Source organism: Nicoliella sp. ESL1106 (assembly GCF_058509965.1).
Genome location: NZ_CP196340.1, coordinates 605,107 through 622,850 on the forward strand (window position 1 = coordinate 605,107; position 17,744 = coordinate 622,850).

A 17,744-nucleotide genomic window follows, 5' to 3' on the forward strand; every position below is an offset into this window, starting at 1 on the left:
TGGATTGATAAATTACCAGATGTTGACCCGTTGATCTGGTTCCATATACATTCCATCGCCTGGTTTAACATCAAATGTGGTGTAGAAGTCAGCGAGGTTCTTTACTTGGACGGTCGCTCTTAGTTCGGAAGGGGCGTGAACATCAATCGAAAGCAGTAGCTGTTCTCTTTGTTCAGTCGATTTATTTCTCCAGATGCGGGCCCAGTTAATGAAGAATTCAGCTAAATTACAGTCTGGTTCGGCTTTGGCAGCTTCTTCGGCACAGCTAAGGCCACCAGCATCGGCAATGTTTTCAGAAACGGTTAATTTACCATTGACCTTGCCACCAGCAAATGGGATGCCATCGAATTGCTTGATCATGTTTTGGGCGAGTTGGTCGAAATGTTCGTGGTCTTCCTTAGTCCACCAGTTGTTCATGTTCCCGAATTCATCGAATTGCGAACCATTGTTATCGAAGGCGTGGGAAATTTCATGGGCGATCACGGCACCAATCCCACCGAAGTTTTGGCTCGATGATTGATCTAAGCTGTAGAATGGAGCTTGTAAAATCGCAGCTGGGAAAACAATGATGTTTTTGAAAGGATGGTAGTAGGCATTGACCGTATCAGCACTCATTTCCCACTTAGTTCTTTCTACTGGTTGGTTCCACTTGCTAAAGGAATCTTTGGTTGTGATTTTACCAAATTTTTCAACGTTGCTGATCAACGTACCACCGTCTTCTTCAGTATCGACCTTGTATTGCTTGAAGATGGGGTCAATGGCATCTGGATAACCCACTTGAATGACGAGGGAGTTAAGTTTGGTGATGGCCTTTTGGCGGGTAGCTTCACCTAGCCAATCGTTATCAGTTAACCGTTGCTTGTAGACGTTGATCATCTTTACGACCATGTCATGCACGTCTTGTTTAGCGCGTTCACCAAAGTATTTCTTACCATAGTAATCACCAGTAACTTGATCAAAGACGCCTGTCGCAAGGTAGTAGGCTGCTTTGTCCTTACTAGCAGGTTCTTTTTGTCCTGAAACGGCCCGATTGTATGTCCCACCGAGCACGCGTAAGTCTTCCGATAAAAGATTACTGTATGAAATAGCGGTCTTAACGATCATCCAACTCTTCATTAAATTGAAGTTATTATCATCAAGGAGATCCTTTAAGAATGCAAAGTATTCTGGTTCGGTGTCAATAATCTGATCGGGGGTTTGACCGATTAATTCGGTAACCGCCTTGTTAAGGTCTAACTTATCAGTAGCCTTGACAAATTCACTAAACTTCTTAGGGTTGTAAATCTTAGTGATATCAGCATTTTCTTCCGCTGATTTAACGTTTGGAGCAATTTGGGCATCGTAATGCTTAGCTTCTTCAACCATCGCTTCGGCTTCATCAGCAGAGTAGCCGATCTTTACTAATAATTGCCGTGCCATTTGCGTGTATACAGGCATTAATTGCTTAGCAGCTTCATTGCCAGCAGCATAGTAGGTCTTATCGGGCAGAATTAAGCTAGGTACCCCAGAGAAGAGGGCGTTGATCTTAGCGTTCTTCATGTCGGCTTCGATTTCAAAATTAAATGGCAGTGGTAAGCCTGATAGAATCCAGTCTGATAATTGATCATCTAGGTCTTTGTATGAATCAAGATCTTCGATGCGTTTCAAGATGGGTTTCAGTGGTTCAGCACCGATTTGATCACGTTTTTTAAAATCAAATACTAGTTGGTAGAACTTTTTAAATTCAGCCATTTCGGGATTACTTGGTTCCCATTTCCCCTCGCTAAGGGCTTTAAAATCACTGCGTAATGTTTTTTCGATGTCATCAACTAAATCCATGAAGCCACCAGTAGAAGCATGGTCAGCTGGAATCTTGGCATCCTTTAACCATTCACCGTTAACTGCTTGGTAAATATCGGTTTTGATTAGGGCCTGATTTACTGTGTCACTCATAAAAAAATTCCTCCATATCCAAATTTTGATTAATTATAGTATACAAAAAAGCGGCTCACAAGTAACGTAAACCGCCTTTAAACAAATAGGATCTTCAATGTTATTTATTAATTAAATCTTCAATCGTATTAATGTTTTTCATGTATTTTGGAACGGCCAATCCGACCTTGGCACCGTTTAAGTTAACGCCTGCGTCATCAACTTTGCTTTGATACTGTTTGTAGTACAATCCAGCGGTATTAGGCAGCCATGCGGACACGGTTGCATCAGCAGAACCATTAGCAACTGAGACCCACATTGGTTGCATTTCCATTGCTTGGATCGTGGTCTTATAACCCATTGAATCAAGCACTTGGGCAATTACATTGGTCGATGCAATTTCTGAATCCCATGCAACATAGGTCATCTTGACTGGTTGATTACCCTTTTTCACACCCTTAGTCCATTCGGCAACTTTTTGGGGATTCTTTTTGATCCAATCCTTAGCCGCCTTGGCAGGGTCAACTCCCGCGTTTGTTTGGAGCATGACTTGAGACATCTCAGCAGGCGTCCAGTGGAATTGTTTGAGAATCTGATAAGCGCCTGGATTACTGGTTTTGAGATTCTTTTTAGTGATCGTGTGAATCTGTTCTGTCTTCCCATAAACATTTTTGGGATCCTTTAAGAACTTGAGCGGATACTTGGTGAACATCCAATGCGGTTGCCAACCAGTGATTACGATCGGCTGTTTGTATTTGATCGCCTTATCTAAAGTACTGGTCATCGCAGCCGTAGAACTGGTTTGAAGCTGCCATTTATTTTGGGCTAATGGATATTCGGTCAGGGCCTTTTGAGTCGAGGCCATAATTCCTGCTCCAGCATCAATTCCAGTGATCGTATAGTTGATTTGCGGACCGAGCTTTTCCTTTGGATTATAAGGAGCGGTCACACTCTGGCAAGCCGTTAAAATGAAGGTGATCAAAATGACTGGGACGATCATTAATAGGTGTTTACGTTTCATATGGCCCTCCTTACTTCGTTGGTTGCTTAGAACGGTTAAAGGCCTGCGTAATACGGTCCAAGATGATGGCTAGAATTACGATTGCCAGCCCAGCGGTGAATCCAGCCCCCGCATTGTTACGGCCAACTGCGAAGTAGACCTGAGAACCAAGTCCCATGGCCCCAATCATCGAGGCGATAACCACCATTGAAAGGGTCAGCATCATTCCTTGGTTCACACCAGACATTAACGTTGACTTGGCAAGTGGTAGCTCCACTTTTACTAATTTTTGCCAACTCGTCGAACCGAATGAATCGGCGGCTTCGATTAAGTCACCTGGCACCTGCAATAAACCTAAGTTGGTCATGCGAACGACTGGTGGTAAGGCAAAGATAAACGATGCGATGACCCCAGGAACCATTCCGATTCCAAAGAGGGCGACAGCTGGAATCAAGTACACGAATGCGGGCATGGTTTGCATAAAATCTAAGATTGGTTTCAAGATGGCGGCAACCGTTTTGGACTTAGCCATCCAGATTCCAAGCGGCACCCCGATAATTACGATCAACAGGCTAGATGTTAGCACTAATGATAGCGTTTGGGTCATGTCACGCCAGAACCCTTGGTTCCAGATGAAGAGTAAGCCAATCAATTCGAAAGCCATTAATCCAATGAATTTAGCCTTGCGTAATGCATAAAAGGTGATTGCAAGCACTATGATGATGAACAACCAAATTGGTAAAAGGTCAAACACCCATTGGAAAGCGTTGATAATTGCACCAATGAAGTTAGTGATGCCGTTGAAAAAGCCCACGAATTGAGTTAGCCAGTTTACGAAATGATTGATCCAGTCTGCTACTGGAATTGGTTGTGATTGTGCAAAGAATAAGTTCATTATTTACCCCCCTGACTTCCTGAAAGTGATTCAAGAATTGAACTTCTGATAATAATTCCACGGAGCCGCTTTTGATCATCGACGACGGCAATTGGAACCGCTGTCTTAGAAATTGTTTTGAACAATTCTTTGATCGGGGTGTTCAATTCGGTGGTAGGAATCTCAGTTTGAATTGCCTTTTGAATGTCACGATCATTTTGTTGAATTAATTCGTCGACCGATTGAGCATCTGCTAGCCCGACTAAGTGGCGTTCGCTGTCAACCGCATAGATACTAGAGATTTCGTCATCGCGCATTCTGCGGAGTGCAATTCTAGGCCCATCTTTTTCAACGTTAATCGTAGCGGGTCTGATCATGACGTTTTCTGCAGTCAAGATCTTTGTTCGATCAACACCTTGGATAAATGCCTCTACGTATTCATCCTTGGGGTGTTGTAAGATGTCTTCTGGCGTTCCAATCTGGACGATTTCACCATCCTTCATGATCATGATTCGATCCCCGATGCGCAGGGCCTCGTTCAAATCATGGCTGATGAAGATGATCGTTTTCTTTACGGATTCTTGTAAGTCGATTAATTCATCCTGCATTTCCTTACGGTTCAACGGATCCAAAGCGGAGAACGCTTCATCCATTAATAAAATTTCAGGATCATTAGCAAGGGCTCTTGCAAGGCCCACTCTTTGTTGCATTCCACCGGATAGTTGGCTAGGAAATTCATCATCATAACCATGAAGGCCAACTAATTCAAGGGCATCATGCGCTTTACTTAGTCGTTCATCCTTAGCGATGCCTTGAATTTCTAATCCATAGGCGGTATTTTCGATGATGGTGCGATTGGGGAATAGCGCAAAATTTTGAAAGACCATATCCATTTTGGTCCGTCTGATTTGGCGTAATTCATCCTTAGAAGCACTAGTAACACTACTGCCATCGAGTGTGATTGTCCCTTCGGTTGGTTCGATCAACCGATTGAGCATTCGAATCAGGGTCGACTTGCCACTTCCAGATAGGCCCATGATAACGAATATTTCATTATCGTTCACTGCAAATGAGGCGTTATCCACCCCGACGGTACTACCAGTTTCTTTTAAAATAGCTGCTTTGGAATTGCCGTTTTTCATCATTTCCTTAGCTTTGCCAATGTGTTTACCAAAAATCTTGGTTAATCCTTTGACTTCGATTTTGGTGGTCATAAAATTCCTCCCGAGTTAAAAATAAAGATAGGACGGCAGCCCTATCTAAGCAATAAAATAAAAAAAAGGGCCAGGTGGGCTCTTTTATTTTGACAGGACATAACGTCCTAATTAGACAAACTATATATAATACCTTAAAGAAAATAAAAGTTTGTGTCAAATCAATTAGGAAATTGAACTAACTAAATGTCAGTGGTAAACGTGATTAGATTAGTGTGTTAGAATGAATTATAAATTTTTTTAGATTGAGATGAAAATGATGCAAAAATTGATTGATAAAATTCCTTGGAAATTAATTTTAGGGTTAGTTTTAGCAAGTGTTTTAGTTATGTTCGCAGTGATGCATGATGATGGATTCTATAAACAACCGATCATGTTAGTGCAAAGTGTGACGCAGGGGGAGACCACTACGACCACGGATGAATTTCATAACTCGGATTCACAGACGAATCAAACGTTGAGCGGGATTTTGTTGAATGGTAAGCAAAAGGGACGCCACATTACGGTGCAAAATACCTATTCGACTTCTGAGACAATGGATCATAAGTATGAGGTCGGGCAAAAAGCGTTCGTAGTGGTTCACCCGAGTGAAAACTATCGCACAACGATTAAGGACTACAAGCGCGATGTGCCAATTACATTTTTAGTGTTATTAGCCACTTGTTTATTACTGATCTTTTTAAAGCTAAGTGGGTTAACAGCATTGTTGAGCATTGTGGTCAATACGATTTTATTTGTCGTTGCGGTAATGTTAAATGGCCATAGTCAAGGGACCCAGGTGTTAATGGTGTTTTCTGTGCTAGCGGTCGTGTTCTCAGTAATCACGTTGATCTTAATTTTAGGCTTTACCCGCCAGATGTTAGTAACGTTGCTTTCAACGGTCTTAGGAACCGCAGCTTCGATTTTAATTGCACTAGTAGTCTTTGTCTTTACCCATGAACGGGGGGTTTACTACGAATCGATGCAGTATGTGACCCAATTACCGCGCCCGTTGTTTTTAGCTGCCACTATGATTGGTTCACTAGGAGCGGTCATGGATGAGTCTACCGATATCGTTTCTTCGCTCTTCGCACTAAAAAAGGAGCGTCCCGATATTTCAAGTCGACAGATCTTTTTATCCGGGCAACAAATCGGTAAATCGATCATGGGACCGTTATTAAACGTGTTATTCTTTATTTTTATGGGGGAAACGATTCCAATGGCGCTGCTATTCTTAAAAAATGGCAATACTTGGGGTTACTCGTTTTCAATGAATATGTCGTTAGGAGTCGTGCAAAGCCTCATTAGTGGAATTGGAATCGTAATCTCGATTCCACTGGCAAGTGGGCTTGCGAGCTTAATGATTGAAAAACGGGGGGCAAAAGTCAAATGAGTACAATTACCGCATTGGGTTTGATATTATTAGTATTGATGGTGGTTGTGGGCGGTAAACAGGGCCTTCAGTCATTCATTAGTTTGCTGCTGAACTTTGGCTTTTTATTCTTTGCCATTGTTTTGATTGCGTTTCATTTCTCATCTTTGATAGTCACCCTTGTGACCGGAGTAATCATTTTGTCAATCACGATCTTTCTTAGTGGGACGAGTGATGAAACGAGTCAAATTGCCTTTATAGCTTCCTTAGTGGTACTGGGGTTATTGGTCTTGTTGATCATCCCAGTTGAGCATTGGGCGCAAGTACAAGGGTTTGGGCTTGAAGATAGTGATGACCTTGAGGGGATGTCAATTCTAGTTGGCATTGATTATGTTCAAGTGGCAATCGCAACTGCAATTTTAAGTACCCTAGGCGCAATTGCCGAAGCCACAATGGCAATCGCTTCGGGGTTAGATGAAATTATCGAGCAACACCCAAAGATTGAACCGAAACAACTATTTGCCGATGGGATTTTAGTGGGGAAGCAAATCATTGGAACCACTCTGAACACGCTATTCTTCGGTTTGTTCGGTGGTTCATTATCCCTGTTTATTTGGTTTGCGGGCCTAAAATACTCACTTGGCAGTATTATTAATGACAAGGTCTTTGCTGGGCAGTTCATCATCATTTTATTTTCGTTGCTCGGCGTTATTATCACGATTCCAGTTACAGCATTGGTAATGGCACAACAATATCAAATTAGAAAAAGAAAAAAGGGGAAGGTCGATAAACATGACTAATACTAAATTAGGCGTCAGTGCACAGGATCTATATCAGCTAAAGTCCTTAACCCAACCCAATCCAATTGGGAAACGGGCCTTTTTTGTGGAAAACGGGATTGATAAAGCAGCAAATAAGTATACTTCGCAGATTGCAAGTGTTGATACGGATGGACATTACCAAATCTGGGCAACTGGTGGGATTAACGTTCAACCAGTTGGGACCCATACTGATCTGTATTATCGCCACTTAGATTCTAAGGGGCGCTACCAGTTGATGAAGATGCCCCTTTCTGGCGGGGATGCAGTGCAGGTTACTGATGCCGATTCGATCGTTCAAATGCGCATGACTCCTGATGAAAACGTCTTGGTTTTAAAAAGGGTGCATACGAACGTTTCTAGTAAGTTCAACACCAGTGACCGTCCGCAAATTCGGCATATTACCAAGCTAGATAATCGTCTTGATGGAATCGGTTGGCTTTCTAATGATAAGCGTTACTCGTTGACGATGTTTGATTTGCAGACTCAACAAGAAGTGCCATTGTTCGAAAGTAACTATGACTTAGATTTTCAAGGGATTAGTCCTGATTTGACAAGGCTAGTCTTTATTCAATCTACAATGCATAATTTGACCGACTCGGTTGATGATACGGCGGCATTATACCTTTATGACATTGCTAATAAGAAAAAAACGTGGGTAACCAGTGAAATGCCTAGTGGGATCTTTACCGATGCTCGTTTTTCACCAGATGGTAAAAATATTATCGTGATCGGTAATGATAATCACTACGTTCATGCGACCGTTAACCACCTCTACTTATACCCAATTGATGATGGGAATCTTTACCAACTAAACTTAAATGATGATATCGATGCTGGATTTGCTGGGGGGTTGAGTACTGACTTTGCTCAACAACGCAGTAATCTAAGTATTTTTTGGCTGGATAGTTCACATTACATTTTCCATGCTTATCACCATGGTTATAGTCAGTTATATACCGGAAACTTAGATGGTGACATTCAATTAGTGCGTGATAACCATAGTGAAATCTATGACTTTGTCCCCATTGATGTGAACCATGTTTTGATCAGCGCATCGTCTCAAAAATCACCCAGCGAGTTGAGAATTGTCGACTTAAAGCAGTTCAACGAACGGGGGATTTACAATCCTAATCAGGCCTATGAAGCTACCCATGAGTACGCCGAAGTGGGCGGGTTTACCTATGACACTAGTGATGGCAAGGATAAAATCTACGGTTGGGTAATGCACGCCCATAATTTCGATCCGAATCAAAAATCGCCAGTTGTTTTATATGTTCACGGTGGCCCCCACGATGCATACGGGGAATCATTCATGCATGAATTCCAATACTTAGCCAGTAGTGGATTTGCGGTCGTGTTCTTAAACCCCAGGGGGTCTACTACCTATGGGCAAAAGTTTGAAAAGGCATTAATGGGCCACTATGGTGAAATGGATTACGATGATATCATGACTGGACTACAGGCTGCATTGGATCATTACAGTGATTTGGATGCCGATAAGGTCTTTTTAGCTGGTGGTTCTTACGGGGGCTTCTTTGCGGCCTGGGCGGTTGGCCATACGAATCGCTTTAGAGCTGCAAGTGTTCAACGGCCAATTATTGATTGGCAAGCATTATATGGCACTGGTGATATTGGGATTCGTTACGCAAGTGCTGAATTGGGCAAGGATCTTTATGCCGATGATGCCAATGATTACTACTGGGATCGTTCACCACTAAAGTATGCTGATCAGGTGAAAACTCCCGTTAGAATCCAACACGGTGAATACGATATGCGAGTCCCAACGAACCAAAGTGAGGCGTTCTTTACCGCCCTTAAGCAGACTGGCACCGATGTTGATTACATCCGTTATCCACAGTCTTACCACGGGCTTTCTAGGCATGGGTTGCCGAACTTACGGGTTCAGCGACTAGAAGATGTTACAGAATGGTTCCGCAGATATTTAAATAATGAATCAATTTAAAAGTAAAGCCATCGTTCATTCGATGGCTTTATTTAATTTTGTAATTATGCTATACTAAGTGTATAAAAAATTTGATATGAAAAACAATAAAAGGAGAGTGTTGTGAATTAGTACTAATTCGAAATCTGAGCCGATTGGCCGTAGACATAAAAAGTTAGTGAAAAAATTATTTACCAGGGTGCTAACGGGTTCCGCACAGGGAATCTTGATTGGGGTCCTCCCAGCAGCCATTTTAAAGTATGTATTAGCTCCGTTGATCAACCAAGAGGTCCAATGGGCGATGCACTTGAATGCGATTTTAGTATTATTTAATGTCTTCATCCCAATCTTGATTGGAATGGCAGTGGCAGGCCAATTTAAAATGAAGGCATTAGACACAGGGGCAGTAATGCTTGCCACTGGGGCGGCTTCTGGATCGATTCAATGGGTCTCAACGCGTCCAGGATTTACCGATCCGATCACTAATATTGATAATCCCGTTTCCAGTACCTTTTACGTTGCCAATGGTTCGGGAGATGTCATCAACGCAATTATTGTGGCAACCCTAGCGGTAGTAGCCATTAAATTGTTAGAAAAGTATGCAAATGGCTTTGGATCGATTTCAGTCATCCTAACGCCATTGATCGTGGGTGGCCTAGTGGGCTTGATTGGCTACCTAATGTCGCCATACGTTGGTGCGATTACAACCACGTTAGGCGAACTGGTTAATTCTCTGACCGCCTTCCAACCACTCCTAATGAGCATTTTGATCGCGATGGTCTTTGCATTCTTGACCATTACGCCGATTTCGACGGTTGGAATTGCCCTGGCCATCTCGCTTTCTGAGGTTAGTGCTGCAGCCGCGGGGATAGGGGTCGTCTGTACGACGGTGATTCTATTGATTAATTCATTGCTCGTAAATAAAAAGGGGACTTCGATTGCCATTTTCATGGGGGCGATGATGGGGATGATGACGACGGTATTTAAAAAACCGATTACCATCCTTGCCTTCATTACGACCGCTGGATTGGCAGCGATTCCCGTCGTATTATTCGATGTTCAAGGGACCCCGACCTCTGCTGGACTGGGCTGGATCGGATTTGGATCACCGATTCAATCCATGATTGCGGATAAGGGGGAGCGGGAATTCATTACCCACTTGATTGGGATCGGCCCCGCGTTAATTACTTGGATTATTGTTCCACTTGTTGTTGGAGGATTAGTTAATTGGGCCTTTATTAAATGGTTCAACGCCTACCAACCGGAAGATTTTAAGCATGAAATTAGATAAATTAAAAAGATCAAGGTTAGTCATTATAACTATCCTTGATCTTTTTTTATTTTAAAGGGACATGATAATCCAGATAATGCCCCCGATTGTGACTCCTGATGCAACGACAACTGCGTAAATGATGGTAGCATGCTCTTTAATAAACTGAAACAAAATCCAGCCTCCTATTCTTGATTGTTAGCCAAGAAATCAACGATGGTCGCCCTGTAAAGCTTGATCATATCAAGGTAAGTGGAAATTTCAACGTATTCATTGGGGCTGTGAGAAGTTGTGTTCCCAGGGCCTAACACCACAACGTCCATCTTTTCATTGTGCCGTCTAAATTCAGATGCGTCGGTCCCAAGCGATACCCCGATGGCGGGGAGCTGATCTGGTTCGTGCATGGTATGCTCAGCGTGTTTTTGGAACAGTTCGATTAGGTGGGTATGGTTATCACTTTTGACTGGTAGTTCACTGTGTTCAACCGTTAACTCTAATTCGATCCCTGGTTGAGCATTTAATTTTGTGATCAATTGGTTCAATCGCTCAATTAATTCATGGTTAGAAACTTGGGGGATTGTCCGTACCTTTACGATTTCATAAGCTAGATCGGGCACGGAATTAATTTGTTCACCACCCTTAAAAATATCTGGAGAATAAACTGTCCGCCCGAGTTCAGGGTCTGATTCGGTTAGATTAGCGTAAAATTCTTTTTCAGCAAGGTAGTATTGTATCAATGTATCAATGGCATTGATCCCCATTTGTGGCATTGAGCTATGGGCTGCTTTGCCCTTAGCGGTAACTCGGTATGCCATCCAGCCCTTATGAGCCTTGATGATGAAATGTTGTTCTAATGCATCCGATAGAAAGGCCTTCTTTAAAAGGTTCTTAAGGACTGTTGGTTCGATGGTGATTCCATCACTATTAACGTATGAGCGAAGCCCATGTAGTGAAACCCCACTTGGTTCAGCAATGACCATTGCATCGAGATCGTCAACGTAGCCCTTATCAGTTAAAAACTTAGAACCAGCCGCAGTGAGTTCTTCACCAATCGTCCCAATGAATCGAATCGTACCATTGATTGGGGTTGCCGATTCCGTTAGTTCGATCATTGCGATTGCAAGGTCAGCCAGCCCAGCCTTCATATCAGCAGCGCCACGCCCATACATGCGGCCCTTTTTAAGGGTCCCTTTAAACGGATCGGTTTTCCATGTCCGCTCGTCACCTTGATGAACGGTATCCAAGTGGCCTGAAAGAGCTAACTTAGGGTGGTTTCCATTACCGATTTCAGCTACGATGTTACTGCGATTATGAAATTCAGCAACTAGTTTGGCTTTAATACCATATTCTTGGAAGAGGCGAAGTAGGTACTCTGCAACCGCGGTCTCATTATCGTTGACGGATTTAATATCAATTAAATCCTTTAAAATTTTAATCTTGGTTTCTTTTTCCATATTGTCCTCCGTAAATAGCTATTAAATAAAAGCGCATTATTAAATCATTATATTTTATAACTTAACTAATATCAAATTAAAAAGGCCCCCTCGAACGAGAAGCCCCTCTTAGATTGCGCGATATTTAGAATTGATTCATTAACTTCCCAACTGAGTAGTGAATGATCATGGTTAAGATGCCAATAATGATGTTTCTGATAACTGCGGTTTTGACCAGTCCGTTGCCGAGCTTTGCACTTAAAAAGCCGGTGATGGCCACTGAGATGATCACTGCGACGATGGTCCCAGGCCATTGCACGCTAGCGGGTAGCAATGACATTGCTGCCAGTGGTAAAATCCCACCCAGTGCAGCTGAGAACAGTGATGAAAATGCGGCATTCCAAGGATTCATATAATGCCCCAATTGGAGGTTGTTCTTGACGTTGACCATCGTTTCCAATGGCTTCTTATCAATGAGTTCCTTTGCAATTTGAGCAGCGGTTTCTGGGGTAATACCACGTTCAACGTAATACTGCTTAACCGTGTTAATTTCTCCTTCAAGATCAGTCTTTAGTAGCTTTTGTTCTGCTTTGACAGCGGCAGCTTCGGCATCACGTTGCGAACTAACGGATGCGTATTCACCAGAAGCCATTGAAAAGGCACAGGCTAATAGATCAGATAGACCAGCAATGAAAATGGTGAACGGGTTGGTAGTGGCGATGGCGACTGAAAATAAGACCCCGACGACCGTTAGGATACCATCATTGGAACCTAATACCCCAGCACGGAGCGTGTTTAATTTTTCGGCCATGGTTTGCCGTTGATTTTGTTTAGTTTGTTGCATATGATGAGCCCCCTTAGATTATAAATTCCCGATGACTTTACCGATCAAGTAGGTAACGATCATCGTTAGCATTCCAGAGATAATGTTTCTAAGCACCGATTTAGAACGATTAGCCTGACTTAATACGGCGGCTGAATAACCAGTGATTGCAAGGGCAATGACGACCGCGATGAATGTCATTGCGACCCTTAAATGACTGGGAAACAGACCGATGGCTACTAATGGTAAAATAGAACCAGTTGGAAAAGAGACCATTGATGCAATTGCCGCTGCGTATGGGCTGGTAAATTCATTAACGTTAAATCCATACTTTTCCCGCACCGTTGTGACCAGGGCATCATTATTCATCATTTCTTGAGTTGCCTTTGTTGCTAGGGCAGTATCAATGCCAGCATGCACGTATTTTTGTTTAACGAAATCAAACTCTCCTTGGTAGTCAGCTGCTAGGGCCGCTTTTTGATCGTTGATCGCGTTTCTTTGGGAGTCCTTTTCGGTACTAACCGAGACCCATTCGCCCATTGCCATTGAAACCGTTCCGGCGATCATCCCAGCGATTCCTGAAATAAAGATCGCAAATGAGTTCGCAGTTGCTCCAGCGACCCCGATGACGATTCCTGCGACCGATAAAATGCCATCGTTGGCCCCCATCACGCTGGCTCTAATTACATTGATTTTTTGTGCTAAAGTTGCTTTTGCCATTCTAATCCCGTCCCTTCTTAAAATAATTATTTTTATTACTTTATAATAATTATTAACTAACAACGTTTATTATAAAACAGTTAGATCTAGTTGTAAAGGGTTTATAAATACGAATTTAAAAGTTAGGGGAACAGTACATATTTTTATGGTAACGCATTTTGAAGCAATAAAAAAAGCGATTGCAATCCAATCGCTTCAAATTTAAATTAATTTAACTGTAATGATTTGATGAATTCCTGGTAGGAAACTTCTTCGCCTGTATCAGTGACTTGACCTGAATCAGCCGTAACGTTAGCGTGATGCAAATCGGCTTCGTCAATTTCGATTTGGTAGGTGAAGGTTGCGTTTCCAATTAATTGGATCCATTGATTTTCATCATTGGGATGCACGATCGTTTTGACCATCCCACCTGGGTTAGTCACTTCGATCGGTTGTTCGATGTCGACCATATCAGGATAGTTCAATGCGAACGCAAGTGAGGTAGCTGACATCCCAGTCCCACAGGCGTTCGTGAAACCAACCCCGCGTTCATAGGTCCGCACAAAGATTTGGTTAGGCCCTAAGATCTTAGCAAAGTTGACGTTCACACCATCGGAAAAGTAGGGGTTCTTAGCGTTCAACTGCTTACCAAGGTCACCTAGCGTATCGTTTAAGTCTTGGTCGGTTTCAACGAAGCTGATCAAGTGGGGGTTAGGAACGGCGATCGTTGTGAATTTCAAATGGTCGTTTAATTCAGGGAGTGGTTGGTTAATGATCTTATCCATTCCCAGGTTATCAAATGGGAAGGCTTGTTTTTGATAACGAACGGGCGAGATTTCGACTGCAAAGGCGGTAACGTTATCCGCAAGCTCTGGTTGTCGTTCAACAAATAGGTCGGCCGCTGGGGTTTCGACCTTGAACTCATCCTGGCCGAATTTATCCGAGATGTATCTGGAAACACACCGCAGTCCGTTCCCACACATCGAAGCGCGACTCCCATCAGCATTAACGACTTCCATGCGGCCGAGTACATTGGGGTGATCAGACTTATCGACGACTAAGACACCATCAGCGCCGCCTAATAAGTTATTGGGTTGACAGATGGTCTGGGCCAAGTGGGTCAATTCATCCGCTGAAAGGGGCGTATCTAAAGTAGTTTGATCAAGAATAAAGAATTGGTTCTCAGAACCGTGAACTTTTAATAAATGGGCCATAATGATTAAACCTCCTGGTAACTAAAAAATTGTTTGTAAATATCCTTAACGGCACGGTTGGCATCTGCCTTGCGGGTCCCAATCATGATGGAAATTTGGGATGCTCCCTGATTGATCATGTTGACTTTGATACCATCGGCTGCGAGTGGGTCGATCGACTTACTGAGCGCGTTGGTCTGGTTGATCATGCCTTCGCCGACGACCATGATGATTGAGTAATCACGAATCCAGTTCAACTTATCGGGGTGGAGGGTCTCGCTGATTTCACGACCGACCGCGCGCATCTTTTCATCGGTGAGTTGGCTATCTTCAAAGATGATCGTTAAATCGTCGATTCCAGATGGCATGTGTTCATATGAGATGTCGTGCTTATAAAGGATTTGTAGTAGTTTGAGCGTAAAGCCAACTTCCTTGTTCAACAAGTAGCGATGGAGGTAGAGGGCCGAAAAGTGATTGGAGCTAGCCACCCCAGTAATTTCATGTTCGGATTGGAACGATCCTTCTGGCACGATCAAGGTACCAGGTGCGTCTGGGTCGTTAGTATTACGGACGTTAATGGTGACCTTACCTTCAATTGCTGGAATGATGGCTTCATCGTTGAAAACGGAGAATCCAGCGTATGATAGTTCCCGCATTTCGCGGTAGGTCATTTTCTTGATCGGCATTGGATTGTTAATGATTTTGGGGTTGGCAGCGTAAATGGCACTGACGTCGGTAAAGTTTTCATACATCGGGATGTTCAACCCGCGTGCGACGATTGAACCGGTAATGTCGGAACCACCACGCGCAAAGGTTGCGATGTTGCCATCCTTAGTAACCCCAAAGAAGCCAGGAAAGACGAGCTTTTCATCACCATAGCCGAATTTACCCAGGTTTTGGTAGGTTTCTGGAAGAACGGTCGCACTATTTGGTTCATCGCTCACCACGATTCCAGCTTCGGCAGGATCAACGAAGCGGGTCTTGATACCGAGTTGATTTAAGACGAGCGCCATTAATTCAGCATTTAACTTTTCACCGTGGGCCTTAAAAGCTGCCATTAGGTACTCATCATTTGGATATTGATGAGTAGGTAATGCGGATAGGGTGTCTTTGATGACCTTGAATTGGTCGTCAGAAACTTGAAAATCATTTGCGATTGCTTGATAACGGTCAATGATCGTTTTTAACACCTCACCGGTGTCTTGTTTTTTGATGGTTTGATCTGCGTATTTGATTAATAGGTCGGTTACTTTGATATCATCATCAAAGCGTTTGCCAGGTGCGGAAACAACGATGATCTGGCGGCTAGCATCAGCCTTGATAATGTCGATTACTTTTTGGTATTGGGAACCATTCGCTAATGAACTGCCCCCAAACTTAATGATTTTGGTCACGGTGTGTCACTCCTCTAATAATATTCACAATGAATTCTAACATGATTAAAAATTTAATCAACTGCTGAAAGAATTGACATTATGCGATGAATTGCATCACTATATAGAAATAAAAAAATATAAAAAAAGTTTTTTCGTCAAAACGGTTGACGAAGGGCTAAAAATGCTTTAGTATTTTAAGCAATCGAAGAGGTCGCGACCAAGACTATTAAACCGATCGAGTCACTGTAATGACGAAGACGTTGATTGAAAAGTGCGGTTGCCGAAGCTAGAAGTTCATTACAGTGGATTTCTTGCTGGGACGTAGTTCAATAGGCTGCGGACTGTCACGAGAATAATCTTGTGGAGCGCTTTCGACAATTGAAACCAGAAATTAAGATGGATAAAAACCATTGGGATTCTTTTGTATGGATGTGGACCACACCCATGCGAGAGAATCCCTTTTTTGTTTTCAAGAATAGGGACCCCGTAAAAAACTTGGAGGTAATTTTATGAACGAACAGATTAGCCAATCTGATATTAACGCTGCAGGCCATCTAACCATCGGTGGTTGTGATGCAGTCGAGCTTGCTGGCCAGTACGGCACACCGTTAGTGGTGTACGATGTAAATCAAATCAAGAGTCAAATTCAACACTTTCAAGAGGTATTTAAGAACAACGATGTTGAATATGCAGTCTGCTACGCTAGTAAAGCATTCGCCAACACCGCAATGTATCAACTAGTGAATTCAATGGATTGTCACGTTGACGTTGTTTCAGCAGGTGAAATGAGCATGGCATTACACGCTGGCTTCCCCGCTGAACACATGACTTTTCACGGGAACAATAAATCACGTGCAGAATTGCAAATGGCTGTCGATAACCACGTTGGTGTGATCGCATTAGATAACTTTCATGAAATCGACCTATTAAATGAAGTATTAGAATCATCAGACGCCCACATTAAGGTAATGATGCGAATCACCCCCGGCATTTCAGCCCATACCCATGAATTCATCCAAACTGGTCAAGTTGATAGTAAGTTTGGTTTTGATCTTGAATCAGGCGAAGCCGAACGGGCATTACAGATTATCTTGACCCATTCTAGAATGGAATTGATTGGGATTCATTCGCATATCGGTTCACAAATATTTGAACTAAACGGTTTCGAATTAGCGGCTGAAAAGTTAGTGCAATTAGCTGCTGATTGGAAACAACGCTTCAATTATGAAGCTCGTGTCATTGATGTCGGCGGTGGGTTTGGAATTCGTTATACCGAAGAGGACAAACCCCTTCAACCAGAACAATTCGTCGATGCGATCATTAAAACGATCAAGCAAGCTAGCAAGGACCACGGCTTGACCACACCAGCTGTTTGGATCGAACCAGGCCGTTCGATCGTAGGACCTGCCGGCTATAACCTCTACACGATCGGTTCACGCAAGGACGTTGCCGGAATTCGCTCGTACGTCGCAGTCGATGGTGGGATGGGTGATAACATTAGACCAGCCCTTTACGAAGCTAAGTACGAAGCAGTCGTTGCTAACCGTCCCGCAGCTGAGATCGTAGAACACGTTCACCTGGCTGGAAAGTATTGTGAATCAGGTGATATCTTGATCGATGACCTTCCACTGCCAGAAACCAAACCAGGGGATGTGGTTGTCATGTTCGATACGGGAGCTTATGGGTATGCAATGGCTTCTAACTACAACCTTAACCCGAAACCAGCCATTGTCTTTGTTGATAATGGAAAATCAACGTTAGTTACTAGAAGGGAAACCCCCGCTGATCTAGAACGCCTTGATTTTGGATTAGATGGCAAATAAAAATCATAAATATA

14 protein-coding genes and 1 riboswitch are annotated in these 17,744 nt (G+C 43.0%); of the genes, 5 read left to right on the top strand and 9 right to left on the bottom strand.

Annotation, left to right across the window (positions count from 1 at the left end; all coding sequences use genetic code 11):
* Positions 1 to 12: 12 nt before the first annotated feature.
* The 4 genes from ACSVI6_RS02370 to ACSVI6_RS02385 form a co-directional block, all read right to left on the bottom strand.
* Positions 13 to 1,932 (bottom strand): M13 family metallopeptidase, encoded by a 1,920-nt coding sequence (locus ACSVI6_RS02370; RefSeq protein WP_491720895.1) that lies wholly within the window; start codon positions 1,930 to 1,932, stop codon positions 13 to 15.
* Between the two features lie 100 nt (positions 1,933 to 2,032).
* Positions 2,033 to 2,932, bottom strand: a complete 900-nt coding sequence (locus tag ACSVI6_RS02375; RefSeq protein ID WP_491717122.1) for a glycine betaine ABC transporter substrate-binding protein — start codon at positions 2,930 to 2,932, stop codon at positions 2,033 to 2,035.
* 10 nt (positions 2,933 to 2,942) lie between these two features.
* Positions 2,943 to 3,806 (bottom strand): ABC transporter permease, encoded by an 864-nt coding sequence (locus ACSVI6_RS02380; protein WP_491720896.1) that lies wholly within the window; start codon positions 3,804 to 3,806, stop codon positions 2,943 to 2,945.
* Entirely contained in the window at positions 3,806 to 4,999 is a 1,194-nt protein-coding gene (locus tag ACSVI6_RS02385; protein WP_491720897.1) for a quaternary amine ABC transporter ATP-binding protein, read from the bottom strand. The genes ACSVI6_RS02380 and ACSVI6_RS02385 overlap by 1 nt, the downstream gene beginning before the upstream one ends.
* A gap of 259 nt (positions 5,000 to 5,258) precedes the next feature.
* On the opposite strand from ACSVI6_RS02385, the gene ACSVI6_RS02390 reads away from it, so the two are divergent.
* From ACSVI6_RS02390 to ACSVI6_RS02405, 4 genes are all read left to right on the top strand, one after another.
* Positions 5,259 to 6,371 carry a YibE/F family protein gene (locus ACSVI6_RS02390; RefSeq protein WP_491720898.1) on the top strand — a complete coding sequence of 371 codons (1,113 nt, stop codon included), beginning with the start codon at positions 5,259 to 5,261 and terminating at the stop codon, positions 6,369 to 6,371.
* Positions 6,368 to 7,150 carry a YibE/F family protein gene (locus ACSVI6_RS02395; protein ID WP_491717126.1) on the top strand — a complete coding sequence of 261 codons (783 nt, stop codon included), beginning with the start codon at positions 6,368 to 6,370 and terminating at the stop codon, positions 7,148 to 7,150. Before ACSVI6_RS02390 ends, ACSVI6_RS02395 begins: the two co-directional genes overlap by 4 nt.
* On the top strand, positions 7,143 to 9,134 hold the full coding sequence (locus ACSVI6_RS02400; RefSeq protein ID WP_491720899.1) for a S9 family peptidase: 1,992 nt from the start codon (positions 7,143 to 7,145) through the stop codon (positions 9,132 to 9,134). The genes ACSVI6_RS02395 and ACSVI6_RS02400 overlap by 8 nt, the downstream gene beginning before the upstream one ends.
* Positions 9,135 to 9,291: 157 nt before the next feature.
* Positions 9,292 to 10,404 (top strand): PTS sugar transporter subunit IIC, encoded by a 1,113-nt coding sequence (locus ACSVI6_RS02405; protein WP_491720900.1) that lies wholly within the window; start codon positions 9,292 to 9,294, stop codon positions 10,402 to 10,404.
* Between the two features lie 164 nt (positions 10,405 to 10,568).
* Here the strand turns inward: ACSVI6_RS02405 and ACSVI6_RS02410 are convergent, their stop codons facing one another.
* The 5 genes from ACSVI6_RS02410 to ACSVI6_RS02430 form a co-directional block, all read right to left on the bottom strand.
* Complete coding sequence (locus tag ACSVI6_RS02410; RefSeq protein WP_491717129.1) at positions 10,569 to 11,837, bottom strand: M20/M25/M40 family metallo-hydrolase; 1,269 nt, start codon at positions 11,835 to 11,837, stop codon at positions 10,569 to 10,571.
* A gap of 124 nt (positions 11,838 to 11,961) precedes the next feature.
* Positions 11,962 to 12,660 (bottom strand): VIT1/CCC1 transporter family protein, encoded by a 699-nt coding sequence (locus ACSVI6_RS02415; RefSeq protein ID WP_491720003.1) that lies wholly within the window; start codon positions 12,658 to 12,660, stop codon positions 11,962 to 11,964.
* Between the two features lie 18 nt (positions 12,661 to 12,678).
* Positions 12,679 to 13,359, bottom strand: a complete 681-nt coding sequence (locus tag ACSVI6_RS02420) for a VIT1/CCC1 transporter family protein (RefSeq protein WP_491720901.1) — start codon at positions 13,357 to 13,359, stop codon at positions 12,679 to 12,681.
* A gap of 206 nt (positions 13,360 to 13,565) precedes the next feature.
* Positions 13,566 to 14,552 (bottom strand): diaminopimelate epimerase, encoded by a 987-nt coding sequence (gene dapF / locus ACSVI6_RS02425; protein ID WP_491720902.1) that lies wholly within the window; start codon positions 14,550 to 14,552, stop codon positions 13,566 to 13,568.
* Between the two features lie 5 nt (positions 14,553 to 14,557).
* Entirely contained in the window at positions 14,558 to 15,925 is a 1,368-nt protein-coding gene (locus tag ACSVI6_RS02430; protein ID WP_491720903.1) for an aspartate kinase, read from the bottom strand.
* A gap of 179 nt (positions 15,926 to 16,104) precedes the next feature.
* Positions 16,105 to 16,287: riboswitch (Lysine riboswitch) on the top strand.
* A 129-nt stretch (positions 16,288 to 16,416) separates the two neighbouring features.
* Between ACSVI6_RS02430 and lysA the strand changes: the two genes are divergently transcribed.
* Entirely contained in the window at positions 16,417 to 17,730 is a 1,314-nt protein-coding gene (gene lysA / locus ACSVI6_RS02435; protein ID WP_491720904.1) for a diaminopimelate decarboxylase, read from the top strand.
* Positions 17,731 to 17,744 lie beyond the last annotated feature (14 nt).

What these genes read in the sequence shown, in the direction of transcription:
- ACSVI6_RS02410 (WP_491717129.1), bottom strand. Translation starts at nt 11,837, where the DNA reads ATGGAAAAAGAAACCAAGATTAAAATTTTAAAGGATTTAATTGATATT.
- ACSVI6_RS02380 (WP_491720896.1), bottom strand. Translation starts at nt 3,806, where the DNA reads ATGAACTTATTCTTTGCACAATCACAACCAATTCCAGTAGCAGACTGG.
- ACSVI6_RS02390 (WP_491720898.1), top strand. Translation starts at nt 5,259, where the DNA reads ATGCAAAAATTGATTGATAAAATTCCTTGGAAATTAATTTTAGGGTTA.
- dapF (WP_491720902.1), bottom strand. Translation starts at nt 14,552, where the DNA reads ATGGCCCATTTATTAAAAGTTCACGGTTCTGAGAACCAATTCTTTATT.
- ACSVI6_RS02370 (WP_491720895.1), bottom strand. Translation starts at nt 1,932, where the DNA reads ATGAGTGACACAGTAAATCAGGCCCTAATCAAAACCGATATTTACCAA.
- ACSVI6_RS02385 (WP_491720897.1), bottom strand. Translation starts at nt 4,999, where the DNA reads ATGACCACCAAAATCGAAGTCAAAGGATTAACCAAGATTTTTGGTAAA.
- ACSVI6_RS02415 (WP_491720003.1), bottom strand. Translation starts at nt 12,660, where the DNA reads ATGCAACAAACTAAACAAAATCAACGGCAAACCATGGCCGAAAAATTA.
- ACSVI6_RS02395 (WP_491717126.1), top strand. Translation starts at nt 6,368, where the DNA reads ATGAGTACAATTACCGCATTGGGTTTGATATTATTAGTATTGATGGTG.
- ACSVI6_RS02375 (WP_491717122.1), bottom strand. Translation starts at nt 2,932, where the DNA reads ATGAAACGTAAACACCTATTAATGATCGTCCCAGTCATTTTGATCACC.
- ACSVI6_RS02400 (WP_491720899.1), top strand. Translation starts at nt 7,143, where the DNA reads ATGACTAATACTAAATTAGGCGTCAGTGCACAGGATCTATATCAGCTA.
- lysA (WP_491720904.1), top strand. Translation starts at nt 16,417, where the DNA reads ATGAACGAACAGATTAGCCAATCTGATATTAACGCTGCAGGCCATCTA.
- ACSVI6_RS02420 (WP_491720901.1), bottom strand. Translation starts at nt 13,359, where the DNA reads ATGGCAAAAGCAACTTTAGCACAAAAAATCAATGTAATTAGAGCCAGC.